The sequence below is a fragment of the Streptomyces sp. NPDC090798 genome (assembly GCF_044768965.1).
Taxonomy (GTDB): Bacteria; Actinomycetota; Actinomycetes; order Streptomycetales; family Streptomycetaceae; genus Streptomyces.
In genome coordinates this window covers 127,981-144,851 of record NZ_JBIVXA010000012.1, presented here as the reverse complement: position 1 = coordinate 144,851, position 16,871 = coordinate 127,981, and the positions used below count along the sequence as shown (strand labels likewise).

General features: G+C 67.3%; 23 protein-coding genes. 12 read left to right on the top strand and 11 right to left on the bottom strand.

The window, feature by feature from the left end:
• Window positions 1-59 precede the first annotated feature (59 nt).
• Window positions 60-659 carry a TetR/AcrR family transcriptional regulator gene (locus ACIQTP_RS26220; RefSeq protein ID WP_403403781.1) on the bottom strand — a complete coding sequence of 200 codons (600 nt, stop codon included), beginning with the start codon at window positions 657-659 and terminating at the stop codon, window positions 60-62.
• Window positions 660-933: 274 nt separating this feature from the next.
• Between ACIQTP_RS26220 and ACIQTP_RS26215 the strand changes: the two genes are divergently transcribed.
• Window positions 934-1,221 (top strand): hypothetical protein, encoded by a 288-nt coding sequence (locus ACIQTP_RS26215; RefSeq protein ID WP_403403778.1) that lies wholly within the window; start codon window positions 934-936, stop codon window positions 1,219-1,221.
• Between the two features lie 149 nt (window positions 1,222-1,370).
• Entirely contained in the window at window positions 1,371-1,499 is a 129-nt protein-coding gene (locus ACIQTP_RS26210; RefSeq protein ID WP_403403776.1) for a hypothetical protein, read from the top strand.
• Here ACIQTP_RS26210 and ACIQTP_RS26205 read toward each other — a convergent pair.
• Together ACIQTP_RS26205 and ACIQTP_RS26200 are read right to left on the bottom strand one after the other, a co-directional pair.
• Window positions 1,492-1,650, bottom strand: coding sequence for a hypothetical protein (locus ACIQTP_RS26205; protein WP_403403773.1), 159 nt, complete (start codon window positions 1,648-1,650; stop codon window positions 1,492-1,494). The genes ACIQTP_RS26210 and ACIQTP_RS26205 overlap by 8 nt on opposite strands.
• 118 nt (window positions 1,651-1,768) lie before the next feature.
• Window positions 1,769-2,278, bottom strand: a complete 510-nt coding sequence (locus tag ACIQTP_RS26200) for a hypothetical protein (RefSeq protein ID WP_403403770.1) — start codon at window positions 2,276-2,278, stop codon at window positions 1,769-1,771.
• A 511-nt stretch (window positions 2,279-2,789) separates the two neighbouring features.
• On the opposite strand from ACIQTP_RS26200, the gene ACIQTP_RS26195 reads away from it, so the two are divergent.
• Complete coding sequence (locus ACIQTP_RS26195) at window positions 2,790-2,921, top strand: helix-turn-helix domain-containing protein (RefSeq protein ID WP_403403768.1); 132 nt, start codon at window positions 2,790-2,792, stop codon at window positions 2,919-2,921.
• A gap of 146 nt (window positions 2,922-3,067) precedes the next feature.
• On the opposite strand, the gene ACIQTP_RS26190 is transcribed toward ACIQTP_RS26195, so the two are convergent.
• Window positions 3,068-3,460, bottom strand: coding sequence for a MerR family transcriptional regulator (locus tag ACIQTP_RS26190; RefSeq protein ID WP_403403765.1), 393 nt, complete (start codon window positions 3,458-3,460; stop codon window positions 3,068-3,070).
• A 48-nt stretch (window positions 3,461-3,508) separates the two neighbouring features.
• Window positions 3,509-4,558: an NADP-dependent oxidoreductase gene (locus tag ACIQTP_RS26185; protein WP_403403763.1), complete on the bottom strand. Its 1,050-nt coding sequence runs from the start codon at window positions 4,556-4,558 to the stop codon at window positions 3,509-3,511.
• Between the two features lie 99 nt (window positions 4,559-4,657).
• On the opposite strand from ACIQTP_RS26185, the gene ACIQTP_RS26180 reads away from it, so the two are divergent.
• Complete coding sequence (locus ACIQTP_RS26180; protein ID WP_403404157.1) at window positions 4,658-5,137, top strand: hypothetical protein; 480 nt, start codon at window positions 4,658-4,660, stop codon at window positions 5,135-5,137.
• Window positions 5,138-5,166: 29 nt separating this feature from the next.
• On the opposite strand, the gene ACIQTP_RS26175 is transcribed toward ACIQTP_RS26180, so the two are convergent.
• Together ACIQTP_RS26175 and ACIQTP_RS26170 are read right to left on the bottom strand one after the other, a co-directional pair.
• Window positions 5,167-5,721: an SMI1/KNR4 family protein gene (locus ACIQTP_RS26175; protein ID WP_403403760.1), complete on the bottom strand. Its 555-nt coding sequence runs from the start codon at window positions 5,719-5,721 to the stop codon at window positions 5,167-5,169.
• 418 nt (window positions 5,722-6,139) lie between these two features.
• On the bottom strand, window positions 6,140-6,835 hold the full coding sequence (locus ACIQTP_RS26170; protein WP_403403758.1) for an alpha/beta fold hydrolase: 696 nt from the start codon (window positions 6,833-6,835) through the stop codon (window positions 6,140-6,142).
• A 119-nt stretch (window positions 6,836-6,954) separates the two neighbouring features.
• Here ACIQTP_RS26170 and ACIQTP_RS26165 point away from each other — a divergent pair, with 119 nt between their 5' ends.
• On the top strand, window positions 6,955-7,254 hold the full coding sequence (locus ACIQTP_RS26165) for a hypothetical protein (RefSeq protein ID WP_403404154.1): 300 nt from the start codon (window positions 6,955-6,957) through the stop codon (window positions 7,252-7,254).
• Here the strand turns inward: ACIQTP_RS26165 and ACIQTP_RS26160 are convergent.
• A complete protein-coding gene (locus ACIQTP_RS26160; protein ID WP_403403755.1) occupies window positions 7,193-7,465 on the bottom strand; it encodes an NAD-dependent epimerase/dehydratase family protein in 273 nt (90 codons plus the stop codon). The genes ACIQTP_RS26165 and ACIQTP_RS26160 overlap by 62 nt on opposite strands.
• Window positions 7,466-7,476: 11 nt before the next feature.
• Window positions 7,477-7,896 (bottom strand): SDR family NAD(P)-dependent oxidoreductase, encoded by a 420-nt coding sequence (locus tag ACIQTP_RS26155; RefSeq protein WP_403403752.1) that lies wholly within the window; start codon window positions 7,894-7,896, stop codon window positions 7,477-7,479.
• Here ACIQTP_RS26155 and ACIQTP_RS26150 point away from each other — a divergent pair.
• The 7 genes from ACIQTP_RS26150 (at window position 7,860) to ACIQTP_RS26120 (ending at window position 14,928) form a co-directional block, all read left to right on the top strand.
• Complete coding sequence (locus tag ACIQTP_RS26150) at window positions 7,860-8,624, top strand: SDR family NAD(P)-dependent oxidoreductase (RefSeq protein WP_403403749.1); 765 nt, start codon at window positions 7,860-7,862, stop codon at window positions 8,622-8,624. The two genes, ACIQTP_RS26155 and ACIQTP_RS26150, sit on opposite strands and share 37 nt — an antisense overlap.
• Window positions 8,564-8,902, top strand: coding sequence for a thioredoxin family protein (locus ACIQTP_RS26145; RefSeq protein ID WP_403403746.1), 339 nt, complete (start codon window positions 8,564-8,566; stop codon window positions 8,900-8,902). The genes ACIQTP_RS26150 and ACIQTP_RS26145 overlap by 61 nt, the downstream gene beginning before the upstream one ends.
• Window positions 8,903-9,826: 924 nt before the next feature.
• On the top strand, window positions 9,827-10,153 hold the full coding sequence (locus ACIQTP_RS26140) for an MmcQ/YjbR family DNA-binding protein (RefSeq protein ID WP_402046359.1): 327 nt from the start codon (window positions 9,827-9,829) through the stop codon (window positions 10,151-10,153).
• Between the two features lie 528 nt (window positions 10,154-10,681).
• Window positions 10,682-11,224 (top strand): DUF302 domain-containing protein, encoded by a 543-nt coding sequence (locus ACIQTP_RS26135; protein WP_403403743.1) that lies wholly within the window; start codon window positions 10,682-10,684, stop codon window positions 11,222-11,224.
• A 237-nt stretch (window positions 11,225-11,461) separates the two neighbouring features.
• Complete coding sequence (locus ACIQTP_RS26130) at window positions 11,462-12,211, top strand: SDR family NAD(P)-dependent oxidoreductase (protein ID WP_403404142.1); 750 nt, start codon at window positions 11,462-11,464, stop codon at window positions 12,209-12,211.
• Window positions 12,212-12,532: 321 nt separating this feature from the next.
• Complete coding sequence (locus tag ACIQTP_RS26125; RefSeq protein WP_403403740.1) at window positions 12,533-14,146, top strand: FAD-dependent oxidoreductase; 1,614 nt, start codon at window positions 12,533-12,535, stop codon at window positions 14,144-14,146.
• Window positions 14,147-14,295: 149 nt separating this feature from the next.
• On the top strand, window positions 14,296-14,928 hold the full coding sequence (locus ACIQTP_RS26120; RefSeq protein WP_403403737.1) for a TetR/AcrR family transcriptional regulator: 633 nt from the start codon (window positions 14,296-14,298) through the stop codon (window positions 14,926-14,928).
• A gap of 144 nt (window positions 14,929-15,072) precedes the next feature.
• Here the strand turns inward: ACIQTP_RS26120 and ACIQTP_RS26115 are convergent, their stop codons facing one another.
• Together ACIQTP_RS26115 and ACIQTP_RS26110 are read right to left on the bottom strand one after the other, a co-directional pair.
• Window positions 15,073-16,080 carry a zinc-binding dehydrogenase gene (locus ACIQTP_RS26115; protein WP_403403735.1) on the bottom strand — a complete coding sequence of 336 codons (1,008 nt, stop codon included), beginning with the start codon at window positions 16,078-16,080 and terminating at the stop codon, window positions 15,073-15,075.
• Window positions 16,081-16,138: 58 nt separating this feature from the next.
• Window positions 16,139-16,843 carry an NADPH-dependent F420 reductase gene (locus ACIQTP_RS26110; RefSeq protein ID WP_403404139.1) on the bottom strand — a complete coding sequence of 235 codons (705 nt, stop codon included), beginning with the start codon at window positions 16,841-16,843 and terminating at the stop codon, window positions 16,139-16,141.
• Between the last annotated feature and the right edge of the window lie 28 nt (window positions 16,844-16,871).

Below are 16,871 nucleotides of genomic sequence, written 5' to 3'. Positions count from 1 at the left end.
GGGCCCGATCGATGCCCCGGGTTCCGCGACGGGTAACGGGCGTAGCAGCGGGGGACTTGTCAGATGGTGGGAACGCCGAGGGCTGGGAGGAGCCCCGCGTCGATGTAGGAAACGAGGAACTCCTGCGTCGGCGGCAGCTCGTCGATCAGCATGCGGGTGGCGAACCCGCCGAGCATCATGTGCATCACATACTCCAACGCCGGGTTGTCCGCACGCACTTCACTCTGGTCGACGGCGCGTTGCGTCACCTGGCGGAACTCGTCCATCTCGGGTTCGACGAGCAGTTCCTTGAACGCCCGCAGGAGATCCGGGTTCGTGTGCGTCGCCATGGCCAGACCCCGCATCAGGGCGGCGTACTGCTCTATCCAGCAGTCGTCCTCGCGCTGCACGAGGGCGTGCAGGTCGCCGCGGAGGGATCCGGTGCCCCCGTCGGCGATACGACCCGGCTTTTCGTGCCGCATCGCGCTGGCCACCAGCCCGGCCTTGCCGCCCCACTGGCGGTAGAGCGTCGCCTTACTGGACCGGGTACGAGCGGCCACGGCGTCCACGGTGATGGCGTCGTAGCCGACCTCCCGGAGCAGGTCGAGCACGGCCTCGTACAACTCGGCCTCACGCTCGGGCGTGATCCGACTGCGCCGCGCCGTCGCGATCTCAGTCATGCCACTCTCCCTTCCCACTCCGAACGACGCTGTTTCGTAGCTCGCCTTCTTGCACGATGAAGCTAGCGCAGGAGTCTGCGAAACGAAACCGTTTCGTACGTGTTCTGAGTCACCCCTGAGCCACCCCTGAGCGACCCGCACGCAGGCGAGGTCGTTCGGGCTGCGCCAGCAGGTGCCCGGCGCGGGTGGGTCGGGCGGGCGAGGCTCCCCAGGCGGGCGTGGTACCGAGGCAGGCGGGGATGGCTGGGGCATCGGATTACGTGGTGGAGGTGCCGTGGCTGTAGTCGCGGACTGCGGCCGCCGCCGGATGCCCGGTGAGCTGCCCTACCAGGCGGCGCCGAGCGCCACGACGACCGAGGTCGTCCGGCGCGCCTTCGACCCCGGAGGAGAAGCGCTCTGGGACCTGAAAGTGCCGATCCAGAACAACGCCTCGTCCACGTCCCGCACATCACCACGCAACGCACAGTATGCCCGCCATCGGCCGACGAAGGCGGGGGCGGGCACCCCACGTTCACCGATCCGCGCGGTGGAGGTCACACGAGTCGCCACAGCGCTGCGGTGAGGGCGAAGCCCATGAGGCCCATGGCGGTCGTCTGGACCGTCCACGTGCGCATGCAGGTGGCGACGTCCAGGCCGGCGGCCGGGCCGACGGGACGAGTTCGGTGCTCGTCTGTCGCCTCGTGGGCCGTCGGCGGCGGTATGGGGTTGAGCGTGTCCGCCGGGCGGCAGCTCGCCGACACACGCCCGCTCTGGTTCGTGCCGGTGGGTCTGCGGGGCGTGGCTCTCCGCCTGGTCGGCGCCTTGCAGATCGGCGTCGGCCGCGGTGATGTTCTCACCTGACCGGGAGCGGGACTCCCCCGTCCCCCGGTACGTAGGCGATGGCCCGCCGGCCGTCATGCTTGGTCTCCACCGCCCACCAGTCGTGACCACCCGGCAGCGGCGGACGGCCCGGCGACACGAGCATGGGCACGATCCGGGGCAGGGTGACCATGGCCGAACCTTCACTGAACCAGTACCCCGGCGCACCACAGCAAGGCGGCGATTCCCCCGAAGGCACGCGGCACGACCAGCCGCCCGGCCCGCCTGGTGCCAGATCAGGCAGCTGACACCTACGAATCGGGGTCACGGACGGACGCGGCCTGATGCCGGCAACTGTTCTCGGTCTCGGGGCTTGCTCCGCCCACGGCCACCAACTGCACAAGTTCGTCCGCCTGGCCAGCGATGATCATCCTTCGGCGCTCCAACAGATCCCTGTAGATGGTCAGGGGAACGGGCTCGCCACTGGACGCCGCCCGGGTCAGCGCGAAGCGGGCCTCGACCTCTAACGCGAGGTAGGCCCTGCGGCGTGCGTGTGCCGCTCGCTGATGCACCTCCGGCTTCAAGAACGCGATGGCAGCGCCGAGTCCCGCACTGACGAGCGCCAGCACCGCCGCAGGGATACGGGCCCCCTCCGAGGACAGCCCAGTTGCGCCTGAGATACCAGCCAGCACAGCGGCTGGCAGCCCGAGCGCGGCATGGGTGAGCCGCCAGAATCGCCGACGGAAGCGATTCTTCCGTGCCTGCTCTTCACACACGGCTCGAAGTTCAGCGACCTGGTTCCCCACTACATCATCTGCCATGCGGCGAGCCTGGCACCTACAGCCCCGTCCGGACAGGCCAACTATGCGGTTGTGACCACGCTTCCGTGGCGCGCCAGCCCGGATGCCGTAGCGGGTGAGGGGCATCTGGCGTAGCCGTCACGCAACCGCGGGCAGAACCTTCCACTTGGTCAATCTGAGCATCAGAACGGATACGGATACGGATACGGATACGGAGGTGCAGGCGGCGGCGTCCGCGCCGAGGCCGTCCACGCGAGGTTCAGACACAATGGTCTCTTTCTCAAGACTCGTGAGAGAAAGAGACGCACCGGGCACTACCAGGATCTGGTGTGCACGGGAGCGCGGGCTCCGCCCGGACTCACCAATACCGGGAACGGTATCTGGTGATCCACCACCTGCCGACAGTGACTACCGGACCGCAGGAGTCTTCGCGGCCCTCGCTGACTTCGTCCGCGAACTCATCGCGCAGGGCACCAACGAGAGCCTGGACGCCGCCCGCGCCCGAGGGGCCGGCCTTGGCTGACCGCCGGCCATGACCGCCGAACAGGTGCGTACCGCCCGCGACCTGCTCACCCGCCCGGAGAACACCGTCACCTCGATCGCGAAGCTCCTCGGCGTCTCCCGCAACACCATCTACAACTACGTGCTCGAGCTCCCGAGCTGAAGGACTGCCGTCCCCCACCCGCCAAGTCGACCAACGCGGCAGGACTGCCCCGACCCTCCAGGTCAGAGGACTGATCACCGCCGCTTGCGGCTGGTGACACGGTGACGGATCGCTCGTCCGGCCGAAAAGGCCGCCGCACTTCACCGTCAAGCGGCCTGCTCCGCTGCGGTGTCGCCTGGGGCCGCCAGCCATGGCATCCGTTGGACGAGGCTGTCGCGCAGCTCGGTGAGGATCGCGATTCGCTCCTCCAGCTGAGCGACCCGCTGTGCGCCGACGCCGTAGCCGTCGGCGCACAGCGGTGAGTAGGAGAACACCTCGGGCAGATCGGCGTCGAGGTAGGCCAGGAGGGACTTCACATCCTCCACGGTGAGCCCGCAGGACAGAAGCTCACGGATGTTCCGGACCCTGCGTACCGCACCGGGCTCATACAGGCGATAACCCGCCGTCGTGCGGCCGGACTCCAGCAGGCCCTGCTCCTCGTAGTAACGCAGGGCACGGGTCGTGGTCCCGGCCTCCGAGGCCAGTTCACCGATCAGCATGGCAGCCACCTCCGAGTCCGACCATAAAGCTTCACCCGTACGTCAAGGTCAACTCCCGAGCCGGACCACCGTCTTCCCGGTGTACGCGCCGTTCACGAGATCGAGGAGAGCCTGCGGTGCATTGGCCAGCCCATCGATCACCGTCTCGTCGTAGACGATCGCGCCCTCGCGCAGCCACGTACGGAACTGCGCGCCGAACTCCGGAGCACGCTCAAGGTGATCGCCAACGGTGAAGCCGCGGATGGTGAGCCGCTTACCGAGGACACTGAGCAGGTCGCCGGGACCGCCGCCGGAACTGGCTTCGCTGTGCCGGCTGAGGGCTCCGCACACGGCGATGCGGCCATGCGGGTTCATGACCTCGATCGCGGCGCGCAGCTGTTCGCCACCCACGTTGTCGAAGTAGACGTCGATGCCTTCGGGTGCGGCCTCGCGCAGCCGGTCGACGATCGGCCCGTCGTGATAGTCGAAGGCCGCATCGAACCCGAGTCTCCCGGTCAGATGGGCGGCCTTGTCCCGCGATCCGGCGCTGCCGATCACCCGGGCCGCTCCCTTGAGCCGGGCGATCTGGCCGGCCATGCTCCCGGTCGCTCCCGCCGCGCTGGAGACGAAGACGGTGTCGCCGGGCCGTAGTTCCGCCGCGTCCATGAGCCCGACGTAGGCGACCAGTCCGAAGCCCAGGTAGGTGGAGGGCGTCGGGTAGGCGTCCCGGTCGACGCGACGGAACAGCCCGGCCTGCGCCACGGCATACTCGCGCCAGCCAAGCCGGTGCATCACCAAATCGCCCTCGCCAAGTGATGAGTCCGCAGAGGCGACCACTTCACCGATGGCATCGCCGTACATCACCTCGCCGACCTCATAGCGGGGCATCGGCAGGCCGGACTCGCCCGCGATCAGCATGAGCATTCCGGGATCGAGCGACATGAACAGATTGCGGACCAGCACCTGCCCCGGTGCGGGATCGGGAACAGCGACCTCGGTGATCTCGAAGTTCCCGGGAGCGGGCAGGCCCTCGGGCCGTGCGAACAGCCGGGCTTCCAGCCCCGTACGGGAGATGCCTGAGCGGCTGGAGAACGTTGTGCTCTTCGAAGATGTGTCCATGCCGACGACGCTAGGGATTGACCCATGCGTCAAGGTCAAGCCGTCCGGCCGATGGGGGCCTCGAGACGTACCCGGAGGCCGAACGGGGTGTTGGCCCGCATGGAGTTCACACGACTCGATGACCAGAACCGGGCTTCCGTCCTGGACGAGTACAAGACCTACCTGGACGAGCGCTGGAGCGAGGGCTGCACCAACGCCTGGAAGCTCCTGGAGGAGATCGTCCCGTTCGACTGCAAGGGCAGCTACCAGCGCGTTCGCGCCCATCTGATCAAGAGACGCACCGCACCGCGACTCGTGGTTGCCCGGCCGCCCTCGCCACGGGCTGTCGCCGAGTGGTCCTTCGCCGCCCGGAAACTCTCCGAGACCGAGCAACTCCGGCTCAAGACCGTCGGATCCACTGCCCCGAACTGGACGCCCTCATCTGTCGTGTCCGCTCCTTCGCGACTGTCGAAGATCATGTCAACCGGATCAAGATGCTCAACCGACAGATGTTCGGCCGCGCAGGCTTCCAACTCCTCCGCAAGCCAGTCCTGCTGGCGTGAGTGGGTCACGCGAGAGTCCCGGCCGACTTCGCGGTGACGGCCAACGGCTGCGCCGAGATTCGTAGGTCAGCGGAGTCTGTCCGCTGCCTCGGGCCAGGGCCGCATGTCCGAGTCGCCGTCCAACTGGTCCTCCTCATACCAACCACGTCGGTCGAGCCAGGTCTGCAGCCACTCGGCAAGGCTGGGCGAGTCAACGAACCAGGCCGTGGAGACGTCCTCGCCGTCGGTCGCGTTCGGTTCGAAGAGCAGGACGGTGCCGTCGGCGCCACGGCAGTCCACGCAGGCCATCATGCCGCAGCCCCAGTCCAGGATCGGCAGGACGCCCGCCGGCCACGACCACCCGGGATCGGAGCCGTCCGGGGAAGCGAGGGTGAGGTAGTTGCCCAGCGCGGTGTCCGTGCCGTCGGATGGCGAGGCGTCGCAGAGCTCCAGCAGCGCGTCCTGGGGGCCGAAGCCACCGTTACCCACGGTGGTGTAGAGCGCGGCGAGGAGCGGGTGCAGGCGGAAGCCCAGATGTTGTTCGGCCGCGTCGAGGCTCTGCAGGGTGATCGGGTCCTGCAGGTTCTCGCTGTCCGCGGCGGCAGTCCGGAGTCGTTCCAGCAGTGGTTCGAAATCGTTCACCCATGCATCCTCCCGAACCCTACTGACACGTCAGTTATCAGGCCCTGCCTGATGACCGGTCAGGCGAGATCACCACTGCGCGATCACCGGACCCGGAAATGTAGATGAGAAGTAGCAACGCACGGAATGCGGGTGGGGCCTTCCCGCTGCCGTGATGGTGGCCGATCCTCGGACCGCGTCAAGGGATGCCGGTAGCTTCCAGCGAAAAAGCCGACGCCAAGCGGTTGCCCTTGAAGGGCCGCGCGTCAGGGGGACACGACCCTTGATGATCAACGGCCGGATCCGACGCCAGCCGGTGTTCGCAGGTCAACGTCCTGCCCGTTGTGGGCCGTGTAGGCCCTCGACGGAAGTTCTTCCTGGGCGCTCATGACGGCCTCCTGATCCTCGGACCGCCGGCCCGGCTCGTCCGCGGCTGCCGTCACAGGCTCAGCAGCAGGTCCCGGACCGCGGCGGGCTGGGACAGGAACGGGTGGTGGCCGGCGTCGAGTTCGACGACGCTGCCGGCCCGGCGCGCGAACTCGCGCTGTAGGCGCGGCGGGGTGCCACGGTCCTGGGCGCAGATGAGGTACGTCGAGGGAACCTGCCGCCATGCGGCCGCCCCGACCGGCTGCCCGGTCACCCGCACACTCTGGCGGGCGAGGTGGTCCGCCGCCTGCGCCTGGACCTCGGGGTCGCAGTCCTGCAGGAACGTGTCCACGAGCAGCTCGGGGCGGACCCCGAACGTGCCGGCGTCGGGGTCGATGTCGAGGAACGGGGCGGGGCTGCCGTCCCCGAACTCCGACAGGCTCTGCCCGACCTCGGGCAGGTAGCTGGAGACCAGCAGCAGGTGGCGCACCGACCCGATTCCCGCAGCGGCTTCCGCGGTGATGATGCCGCCGTAGCTGTGGGCGACCACGACGGTCGGCTCGTCGCCGGCCTGTAGCACCTGCCGCACCGCGGCGACATCCTCGGACAGCCCCGGACCGCCGACGCCGCCGGGCATGGCCGCCTCACCGCAGCTCGGCAGCGCCGGGGCCACACTCCGCACCCCTCGCTCCTGCAGCAGCTCGGCGGTGCGGTGCCACCACCACGACCCGTTCCGCACGCACGCCCCATGCACGAACACGACCCTCATCGCTACCTCCACGTCTGCCTTGGCAGCCTTTCGATCAACCGTAGACGTAGTAGCCGTTACGTGAAGAAGTGGCGTCGTGAGCAGACGACCGCAGCCGCACATCAAGGAGAAGCTGCTCGATGCCTGCGTTGATCACGCCCTCGCGCACGGCCCCCCTCCCCCACCGGCTCGAACCGCTGGCCATCGCCACCAACACCTCAACCCACATGCCGATTTATCACTTCAACACCCGCGACGCCTTGCTGCGGGCCGTCCTCGGGCACGCGCGGCAACGCCAACTCGACACATCTGGCGGCCTCTTGCGGGCGCGACACGACGAGCCCGACACGGCCATCCTGGATCACGCCTGGACCTCCATCACCGGTCCGGACGAAGAATCTGATCAGGGCCGTGTGGTGGCTCGGCAAGACGGGGCGTAGGTGAAGACCGCCGAGAGCTCGCCGAAGAGGCGCTGAGCACCGTGGAGTCGTACGCCGTCGCCACGGCACGCGCGGCACGCCGTACCCGCAGGACGTCGAGGGTGGCGGCGTCGGTGCGGGCCAAGCCGGTGACCGAGTGTCCGCTTTCGGCCAAGCGCCGAGCGAGGGCGGCGCCGACGAATCCGGTGGCGCCGATGACGAAGATGTTCATGGCGTGGTTCCTCAGGCGGCAAGGGCGCTGCGCTCGCCACCGTCAGCGAACAGCACGGCACCGTTGACGTAGGAGCTGGCCGGGCCGGCCAGGAACGAGACGATCTCGGCGATCTCGGCGGGGTCTCCGGCGCGGCCGCGGGCGTTGGTCGTGTCCAGGACTGCGGTGTGCTCGCCGAGCATCGCCATGGTGCCTTCGGTGTGCACGGGGCCCGGCGAGACGGTGTTGACGCGTACGCCGGAGGGCCCGTACTCGGTGGCCCAGTAGCGGGTGAGGGTCTCCGCGCCGGCCTTGGAGGCACCGTAGGCGGCGCCGATCGGGGCGGGCTGGCGGGCCGCGCTGGACCCGACGAGCACGATCGAACCCTGTCCGCGCTCGGCCATGCCTGGAGCCAGTGCGCCGACCAGGAGGAAGGGGGCTCGGGTGTTCACAGCGATGTGCCGGTCGAAGCTCTCGGCGTCCGTCGCGGAACCTGGCCCGGCAAGGCGCCGAGGTCGTGCTGCACGGCCGGGACCAGGCCCGGGGTGAGGCCCTGGTGAAGGAGATCGCGGCCGAGGGCGGCACCGCCCGTTTCATCGCCGCCGACCTCGCGGACGCGGCCGACACGCTGCGTCTGGCCGCCGCGGCCGGCGCCGTGGACATTCTGGTGAGCAATGCGGGCCTGTACGACTTCGCCCCGACGGCCCGTTCTGCGCGAACATCCTGTCGAAAAACGATCGGCAGCGGTGAGCTGGGACTGGTCGCGGAGGATCAGTACACCCGCTCCCCTCCCGGAATAGTGCGCACCTCACACTTGACCGCCCCCCGCCCCCCGCCGGCCGCCGGGATCCAGGGCCGCACGGACCGTTCCCACGCCGCCCGAACCCAGTCGGCCGATGAGCCGGTACGGGCCGATCCGGCCCGGATCACCAGGCCGCGCAGGATGAACAGACGTGGACAACAACGCCTCTCACAGGCCGAACACCCCCACCGCGCCGGCCGGAACCGCAACTCTCTCACGCGCCCATCGGTCAGCCAGACGACCGACCGGACTCAGCCTGCCGCACCGCGCGGGGGAAGATGGGGATGCAATGACGGAACGCGAGGTCTGGAGCTTCCATGGCGAAGCGGGTTCACCAACCCCGCGAGGACGCGGAGTTCGATTTCATCCTCGGGATGAGCGGAGTCCCGGTCCTCGCATACTTCACCGGGACATGGCCCAAGGCCATCGAGCCCTGCCGGGCGATGGACCTCGTCGTGGGTGACATCGCGGACGAGTACACGGGCCGCCTGACGGCCGTCCGTACCGACATGACGCGTTGTCCGTCCGCAACCAAGCGATACGGGATCGCCGGAGCCCCGTCCTACGTCCTGCTGAAGGAGGGAGAGGTGGTGGCGCACGGCACGGGGCCTATGACCATCGCCGAGGTACGGGCGTTCCTGGACGGCCGCCTCTGAGCGGTCGCCGCGGCACTGCGGCCGCCACGTCCGTCACGCAAGCCGTAGTGCGCGGGCTGCGGGCGTCGGTGGTGGAGCGGGCGCGCGCGGCCGGGCTCACTGTGGAGTACATCGACGAGCGGCCGGACGAACCGGCGATGCGGAGGCGCTTCCACCAGCTGTGGCAGCCCACGAAGCTGGGCTGCGCCGGGAGCTCGGTGACGACCAGGCGGCGCGGGAGGCCGAGCCGGTCCTGCCCCGGTTGGCGACGCGCGAGGCCTTGACCGTGACGCTGAGGAGGCCTTCGGGTGGCGGATAGGGTCACGGGGGTCAGGGCTCGCGAGGTGGATGAGGTGTTGGGTGGCTCGGGTTACGGTGCTCTCCGCACTCCTCGGTCCATCCGCCCCGGCACGCGTCCTGCAACACTCGGAGCTCCCGCTCTGGTGGGATGCCTCGGAGTAACAGTGCAAACGGCAGACGGCGGTGGCGTCCCACAGCGTGGCGGTGATCCGGGCCAGCCGCGGCATCATGGCAGTCGCGTACGGCACGAACTGGAAGCGGCAGCCGGCCCGCCGTCATCGCTGATACCTCCCCTGCCTCGGCCGCCGTTTCGACCTCGTGCTGAGCCGCACACGGGGCGGGAGGGTCGACTCGTCCATCCGCCCGAATGCTCCCGAACAGCCCCGACCTCCGGGATCTCGCGCAGCGATAGACCTGGCGTAGGTCGGCCCGGGTAAGTCGGGCGACGAAATGGCCCCAGCATCAGCCAGCAGGCTCCCCTAACGAGCAGCTGCCGGTCATCGGCGCCCAGATCGCCGTTACCCGTGAGGATCTCCCTCGGACTCCATTGGACCGTCGCTGACAACGCCAGCGTCGAACTGGACGCGCCACATCGGACGAAGCCGAGTAGGTTGAGCGTGTGGCGGCTAGTGAAGCGAGGTAGCCATGACCGTGGACGACGTCAGGGAGCTCGCGCTTTCTTTCGCTGGAGTCAGCGAGTCGCGTCCGTTCGCCCCGGACCGCGTGGTGTTCAAGACCGCGGCGAACAACAAGGTGTTTGCCATCCTCAGCGGCCACGAGTTCCCGGACGACCAGGTGACAGTCAAGGCCGATCCGGAGCGGGTTGTTGAGTTGCTGGAAGACTTCGAGGCAGTGCACCCCGCGTACAAACTCAACAAACGACACTGGGTCAACATCTCGTTGGCCGGCGACGTCCCGGACGAACTGATCCAGCAGCTCATAGGGGACAGTCACGACCTGGTCGCACCATGAGCGGCGTGCATTCAGGAGTTACGGCCAAAACGCTGGGCCGCACGTCGCCGTGGAAGGATCGCGCCCGCTTCGGCCGAGAAGTTGCGGTATCACGACGACCTCGTGCACGGTTGGCCATGGTTCGGCGCTCAGGTAGCTCGTTGAACTGGGCATGAGTTGAACTAGGCATGATGGGGCCCCTGGCGCGCGAGCTGATCGTGGCGGGGAACCAGGTCACCGGGCTGTCGCCAATAGTGATCGCTGAACTCGTCGCCGAGGTCGTGCCGTTGTGGCGCGAACAGCATGCAGACACGCCTGACGGCTCAGCCGCGGCAACGGGCTCCAGGAGCCGGCGCGAAGCACAAGTTCGTCTTCGTCGACCAACCGCTGGCCTCCCCCTCGACGTGCCGCGGCCAACCCTGCACAAGGCCGTAAGGCCGATTTCGCATCGGCCACTTGCCGAGCCTGCCGCAGATGTCCGACGGGCCGCAACGGCAGCCACGGCAGCCACGGCGAGATGTTTCCCGCCGCACCCAATGGATCTGCCTCATGAACGAAAAGATCAAGGCCATTCGCTGCAGCTCGACCAGGTACAACATCGAAGCAGACACGGACCCGCAGACCTTGCGGACCCTGTATGAGCAGGCAGTGCCCCCTGTCCCGGAGGACCGGGTCGCGGACCTGGTCCGGCGTCGCGCGCCGTGGCCGGAGATGCTGGATCTCATCGGATCCTCGGCTCCACACGGCTTCCTCATCTACCATCGCAACGATGCCGCTCCGGTCTTCTCCCTGGCCGGCGACACTGCAGTGTGCACCAGCTATCTCATGGGCAACCACACCATTGCCGAGCGCATGTATCGTTTCGATCCGTCCGTCCTTCTTTACGCGCCGCTGCACACGGCCATTTGGGGAGAGCCGCAGGGCCCCGCGTACTTCACATTCGACAGGCCCGGCGACCAGTTCGGCAGTTTCGGCAGCGCCGAGATCGCCGCGATCGGACAAGAACTCGACGCCAAACTCGCAGATCTCCTCGACCACCTCGGGCTCCCGGCACCGCTCAGCTTGAAAGGCAGCCAGGGCTTGCCCCGGTGACGCTGGTCCAGAGGTCGATGCGCGCGGCCGTCGGCGACGATCTCCGCAGGCGAGCGTCCCTCCGGTTGCCGTACCCCGTCTCAGGTTCTTTACTAATAGGTACAAATCCATTCAAACCCTGCGGCCCGTGAGGCGGGACGTCTGATTCCGCAGTCGGTGAGGGCGTAGTTGCCGCGTGCTGGGGCGCTGGGCTTCCAGCGGGTCTCTGGGAGTTGCCGCGAGGGAGATGTGGACGTCATGGGACAGCTTGATGGCAAGGTCAGCCTGGTGACTGGCGGCTCGACCGGGATCGGTCTGGCAATAGCCAGTCGGTTCGTCGCCGAGGGCGCCACCGTGTACCTCACGGGTCGGCGCAAAACCGAGCTGGATGCGGCTCTGGAATCCCTCGGGGGACGGGCCATCGGCATACAAGGTGATGTCTCGCATCTCGACGATCTGGACCACCTCTTCGCGATCATCCAGGGCGGCAGCGGACGGCTGGATGTGGTCGTCGCCAACGCCGGCGGCGGCGGGCTTTCACGGCTGGGGGAGATCAGCGAGGAGGAGTACCGTTCGACCTTCGACATCAACGTCAAGGGGACGATCTTCACGGTCCAGAAGGCGCTGCCGTTGCTGCCGGACGGGGCCTCGGTCATCGTGCTGTCGTCCACCAACGCGTCGATGGGGGTCCAGGCCATGACGGTCTACAGTGCCACTAAGGCCGCCATCCGCAACCTGGCCCGCACTTGGGCCGCCGAACTCGCGGGGCGTGGCATCCGGGTCAACGCCCTCAGCCCGGGACCGATAGAGACCCCGGGCATCCGCGGTCTGGGCAGCCCGGCGAAGGGCGAACAGCAACTGGCCGACAGTCTCGCCAACGAGATTCCCCTCGGCAGGATAGGACGCCCCGACGAAGTCGCCGCCACGGCCGTCTTTCTCGCCTCTGACCAGAGCTCCTTCACCACGGGAGCCGAACTCTTCGTCGACGGCGGCCTTGTCCAGGTCTGAATACGGCCGCCACATGTCGGCGTAGCCGCGAAGCGAGGCCGGAAGACGGCTTGGCCCGCCTGTCGGCGGAGGTTTTTCACTGGTTTCCTCAGGCGGCCGATCTTATGCGGCCGCCTGACCCGTAGCCGCCACCAGCTATCTCCTCCGCTACAGGACCGGCTCACGACTCCCGACGAGCTCCGCGACCGTGTCGCCGATAAACTCACCCCTTGGGAGTTTCGACCGAAATACTGTGACACAGGGGAGCTGATCATGCCCTCGCGACAACCAGGCCGCCGAATCTGGGGCGACAGAGCCTACCCTCACCTTCAGGAAGACCAGTTGTCCCGACTTTTCGAGTTCGGCGTTCCACAGAACATCTCGGAAGGGCAATTCATATTCCGGCTGGGAGATGACAAGTATGACCTGGTGGTAATCGAAGAAGGTCAGCTTGAAATCATCAGAGAGGCGGGACCCGGCTATCCCGAGGAGGTGATCGTCACCTTCGGTCCCGGAGAGTTCATCGGTGAACTCAGTATTCTCACGGGACAGTTTGTGTATCTCCCTGCCCGCGCCGCCACAGATGGCCGCATCTATCGAATTCCACCCGACCGGTTTCGCTTGCTTATGGAAACCGAGACCGCGCTCTCCGACATCCTGCTCACCGCGTTCAGGGCTCGACGTGAAATTTTGATGGAGTCTGCCTCACATACCATCGAGGTCATCGGAAGTGCCTCTTCTGCCGAGTGCATGGCGCTGCGGTCGTACCTTGAACACATGGCACTTCCGTATCGCTGGATGGACGATGCAACCCCCGACGGATTGCTGCTGCTGGGGCTTGCTTCACTTACCGCAGGTGATTTGCCTGCCGTTCTCCTTCCGGGGCGTTCGCTGCGCAATGCCACGCCCGTGAGCCTCGCGATGAATCTGGGACTGTCACATGAAAGAATCAAGGACGAAGAGATAGACCTGGCTGTCATCGGGGGTGGACCTGCCGGGCTGGGTGCTGCGGTGTATGGATCATCGGAAGGACTCGGAACCGTCATGCTTGACGCCGTGGGTCCCGGAGGGCAGGCAGCAGCAAGTTCCCGCATCGAGAACTACCTGGGATTTCCTAATGGAATCAGCGGCGCAGAACTGACCCGCCTTGCCGCCGTACAGGCGCTGAAATTCGGCGCTCGCCTCTACTCGCCTTCGCGTGCCGTTGGCCTCCAGCCCGTTGCTGGCCGTATAAAGATTTCCCTGTCCGACGGCACGGATATTTATGCGCGCGCCGTGATTATCGCCACCGGCGCCCGCTATCAGTCTCTTCCAATCGCGCGCTGGCAGCACTTCGAAGGTGCGGGAATCTATTACGCTGCGACTGAGCTAGAAGTCCGTTCGTGCGCAGGCAAGTCGGTGGCCGTTCTGGGAGGGGCAAACTCTGCAGGCCAAGCGGCTCTGTTCCTGGCCGGTAAATCAATTGCAGTGAACATCATACTGCGCCGCGACAACATCGAAGCTCGTATGTCCTCCTATCTTGTTCGCCGCCTCCTCGCGGATCCGCGCGTTACCGTGCATACGTCGAGCGAGGTGACAGCACTCGAAGGAGAAGACTCCCTGGAGGCCATCAGGATCAGAAATTCCGCCACTGGCGCCGAATCTCTGCTGAGATGCAGCGGTCTTTTCTGCTTCATAGGCGCAACGCCGGCCACAAATTGGCTAAATGCGGCCTGCGCATCCGACAAGGACGGGTTCATATATACCGATGTGCACATTGCTGACAAAGATCTGGGGCTGTCCTGGCAGGAACTGCAGCGCTCCCCCCTTCCCTTTGAAACGAGTATTCCCCGTGTCTTTGCCGCAGGCGATGTGCGGCATGGGTCGATCAAGCGTGTCGCCGCCGCGGTCGGCGAAGGGGCCTCTGCCGTTTCTTCCGTTCATCGGGTCATAGACGTTCCCGGGGTGCCTTTCTGAGGGCGAGTGGAGCGGGCAGCACTAGCTCGGCCGTCCGGGCGAACCGGCGTCTCAAGGTCTCGAAACAGACTCCTGCAGCCCTGCTTTCTCCCCGCAATGCCCCACACCTTTCTCCCCGCGATGCCCCACACGCGACGTACAGTTTCCTCATGGCCCGGCCTCGGCAGTTCGACGACGAGGAGGTTGTGCGGGCTGCTCGCGACCAGTTCTGGACCCACGGTTACGACCGAACCTCCATCGACGATCTGAGCGCCGTCACCGGCTTGGGACGCGGAAGCCTGTACGGGGCCTTCGGGGACAAACACGCCCTGTTCCTGCAGGCTCTGGACAGCTACAACAGTGACGCGATCGGGGCCTGGCGTTCGGCACTGCGCGGCCCGGGACCGGCCCTCCCCCGGCTGGAACGCCTTGTATGCGACATCTCCGAAGCGATCAGCAAGGACGTGGAGCGGCGCGGCTGCATGATGGCCAGGAGCGCCACGGAACTCGCCGCAGTCGACAAGAGCGTTGCCGAGCGTACTGCTGCCACCGTCCGCGGGCTGTACGGCGAACTGTCGGACTGCATCGCCCGGGCCCAAGAGGAGGGCTCGCTGGTTGCCGACGCGGACACGGACGGGCTCGCAAGCCTTCTCCTTGCTACGTTGCGAGGACTGGAGGCCCTGGGCAGGGCGGGAGCGGCAGCGGAGGTTGTCCTCGGGGCTGCCAAGCAGGCTTTGGCCCTTCTGCCCCGCGCTTCGACGAACGAGCGGGGGCCGGATCGGCAGGAGGGCCGTTCGGTGTGACCCGGTCCTTATATGGACGGTCCTCGGGTTTCGGTTTCAGGGCCGCACGCCGTGGAGGTCTGCCAGCCAGGCGTCAAGGGCGCCGCCTGGCCATCGGGCACAGGTCGCCGGCGGACAGGACGATCAGCAGCAGCGCAGGGGCTCCTACCAGGGGTGGATGAGGACGGTGCCGACCTTTCCGGGCCGTTGCGCGTGTTCCACGGCCTCTGCCAGGTCATCAAGACCATAGGTGCCGGCTACGTCGAACTGGTCCTTGGCGGCCATCGCAATCAGCTTCGCGGCGGCGATATCGGATGCCTGCCTGTCGGGAGAGGTGTCCGACATCCAGTGGCCGACGGTCCTTCCGCGCAACGTCAGCGATTTGTGGAGCAGCGTCGAAGCGGGCAGCGAGATCGGCTCTGCGGCCATCTGCCCGTAGCAGATGAGCGTTCCGCCCGGCGTCAGCAGGTTCACAAGGCTCTCGGCAAGTCTCCCGCCGATCGGATCGAGTGCGACGGCCAGCGGGCGGCCGTCGGCCGCGCCGCGGACTTCATCGGCCCAGCCTGGCTGCTCCGTCGTCACCACCGGCACGTCCGGGAAGCGGGTACGCAGCTCCGCGGCACCTCGTTCACTGCGGACGACGTTGACGAGGGAGATGTTGTGGGCCACACTCACGGCGGTCAGCAGCCGTCCGACCGACGAGCCGGCGGCGGTCTGCAGCACAACGCCGTCGTACCCGATGGATGCGTGTGCCTCCGCCTCGCGACGCAGCATCACAGCGGTGATCGGGTTCACCAGCATCTGCGCGGCGACCTCGTCCGACACCCCTGCCGGTACGGCGACCACTGCCCGGGAGGCCGCCATGACCCACTGGGACCAGGCGCCCGGGTGCGGGAAGACCGTCACCCGCGCGCCGGGCTCGACTCCCGGCGCCACCGGGGTGCCCGGGCCGACTGCCTCCACCACGCCGGTGGCCTCGACACCGGCCGGGGCCGGTTGTCCGCCGCTGCCTTGATACGCCTCGACAGCTTGGAGATCACCAGGGTGAACGGGGAACGCGGTGACGCGGACGAGTACTTGACCGGTCTGGGGCGCTGCCGGCTCGGGCTCCTCGATGACGGTCAGGACATCGGCGGGCGACCCGCCGCGGGTGTGGACGACACGACGGCTCATGACACTTCTCCTGTGTGTGCTCGGCGTGCGTGGCCGGGGGTGAGCGAGGTCTGGGTCGTCAGCCGGCATCCTGAAGCAGGAAGTGCCGTGCGCTGAGCGGGCCGTCGAGCTGCATCAGCCGTCCGCCCTCCCGCAGACCACCAAGGTCCAGTGCGGCGAATCCGAACTGATCCAGCAACACAGCCACGGCCGCCTTCGCGTCGGCGTCGTCACCCGCGTAGAAGACCACCTGGCGGCCTTCCTCGTGCTGGGGGTCCGCGGCGATGAACGCGGCGAACAGGCTGTTGAACGCCTTCACGATTCGCGCTCCGGGGAGGCGCTCGGCGACCCATTCGCTGCCCGTGAGGTCACCCACGTCGTACCGGCCCCGCCAGGGGTTGGCCGCGGCGAACTGATTCGTCGTGTCGACGACGATCTTCCCGGACCACTCGGTAAGGCTGGTCAGGTCCAGTACCGCGCCGAAAGGGACCGCGAGGAAGACGAGGTCCGGCTGCGCCGCCTCCTCGGCTGTCACGGCGTGGGCCTTCGGCCCCAGCTGTTCCACGACCGCCTTGAGTGTCTCCGGGCCCCGGCTGTTGCCGATGAGTACCTCATGTCCGTGACGGACGGCCTTGTCGGCGATGGCCTGCCCGATCTCTCCCGCGCCGAGAATGCCGATGGTGCTGTGTGCGGCCATGCTGCCACTCCTTGATCGTGTGTCGGGGGTCGTGCCGGCGCCCCGGCAGCGGCTGTGTGATCGACTCCGGCCGCTTCCTGTCGGGATGGTCCCGGCCTCAGCGGCAGGTGCGGCG

Bases quoted from the DNA above. Each gene is read 5' to 3' on its own strand.
- ACIQTP_RS26180 (WP_403404157.1), top strand. From the start codon at position 4,658: ATGGAGTTCACACGACTCGATGACCAGAACCGGGCTTCCGTCCTGGAC.
- ACIQTP_RS26140 (WP_402046359.1), top strand. From the start codon at position 9,827: ATGACCGTGGACGACGTCAGGGAGCTCGCGCTTTCTTTCGCTGGAGTC.
- ACIQTP_RS26145 (WP_403403746.1), top strand. From the start codon at position 8,564: ATGGCGAAGCGGGTTCACCAACCCCGCGAGGACGCGGAGTTCGATTTC.
- ACIQTP_RS26135 (WP_403403743.1), top strand. From the start codon at position 10,682: ATGAACGAAAAGATCAAGGCCATTCGCTGCAGCTCGACCAGGTACAAC.
- ACIQTP_RS26170 (WP_403403758.1), bottom strand. From the start codon at position 6,835: ATGAGGGTCGTGTTCGTGCATGGGGCGTGCGTGCGGAACGGGTCGTGG.
- ACIQTP_RS26200 (WP_403403770.1), bottom strand. From the start codon at position 2,278: ATGGCAGATGATGTAGTGGGGAACCAGGTCGCTGAACTTCGAGCCGTG.
- ACIQTP_RS26160 (WP_403403755.1), bottom strand. From the start codon at position 7,465: ATGAACATCTTCGTCATCGGCGCCACCGGATTCGTCGGCGCCGCCCTC.
- ACIQTP_RS26115 (WP_403403735.1), bottom strand. From the start codon at position 16,080: ATGAGCCGTCGTGTCGTCCACACCCGCGGCGGGTCGCCCGCCGATGTC.
- ACIQTP_RS26185 (WP_403403763.1), bottom strand. From the start codon at position 4,558: ATGGACACATCTTCGAAGAGCACAACGTTCTCCAGCCGCTCAGGCATC.
- ACIQTP_RS26220 (WP_403403781.1), bottom strand. From the start codon at position 659: ATGACTGAGATCGCGACGGCGCGGCGCAGTCGGATCACGCCCGAGCGT.
- ACIQTP_RS26130 (WP_403404142.1), top strand. From the start codon at position 11,462: ATGGGACAGCTTGATGGCAAGGTCAGCCTGGTGACTGGCGGCTCGACC.
- ACIQTP_RS26120 (WP_403403737.1), top strand. From the start codon at position 14,296: ATGGCCCGGCCTCGGCAGTTCGACGACGAGGAGGTTGTGCGGGCTGCT.
- ACIQTP_RS26205 (WP_403403773.1), bottom strand. From the start codon at position 1,650: ATGGTCACCCTGCCCCGGATCGTGCCCATGCTCGTGTCGCCGGGCCGT.
- ACIQTP_RS26165 (WP_403404154.1), top strand. From the start codon at position 6,955: ATGCCTGCGTTGATCACGCCCTCGCGCACGGCCCCCCTCCCCCACCGG.
- ACIQTP_RS26190 (WP_403403765.1), bottom strand. From the start codon at position 3,460: ATGCTGATCGGTGAACTGGCCTCGGAGGCCGGGACCACGACCCGTGCC.
- ACIQTP_RS26195 (WP_403403768.1), top strand. From the start codon at position 2,790: ATGACCGCCGAACAGGTGCGTACCGCCCGCGACCTGCTCACCCGCCCG.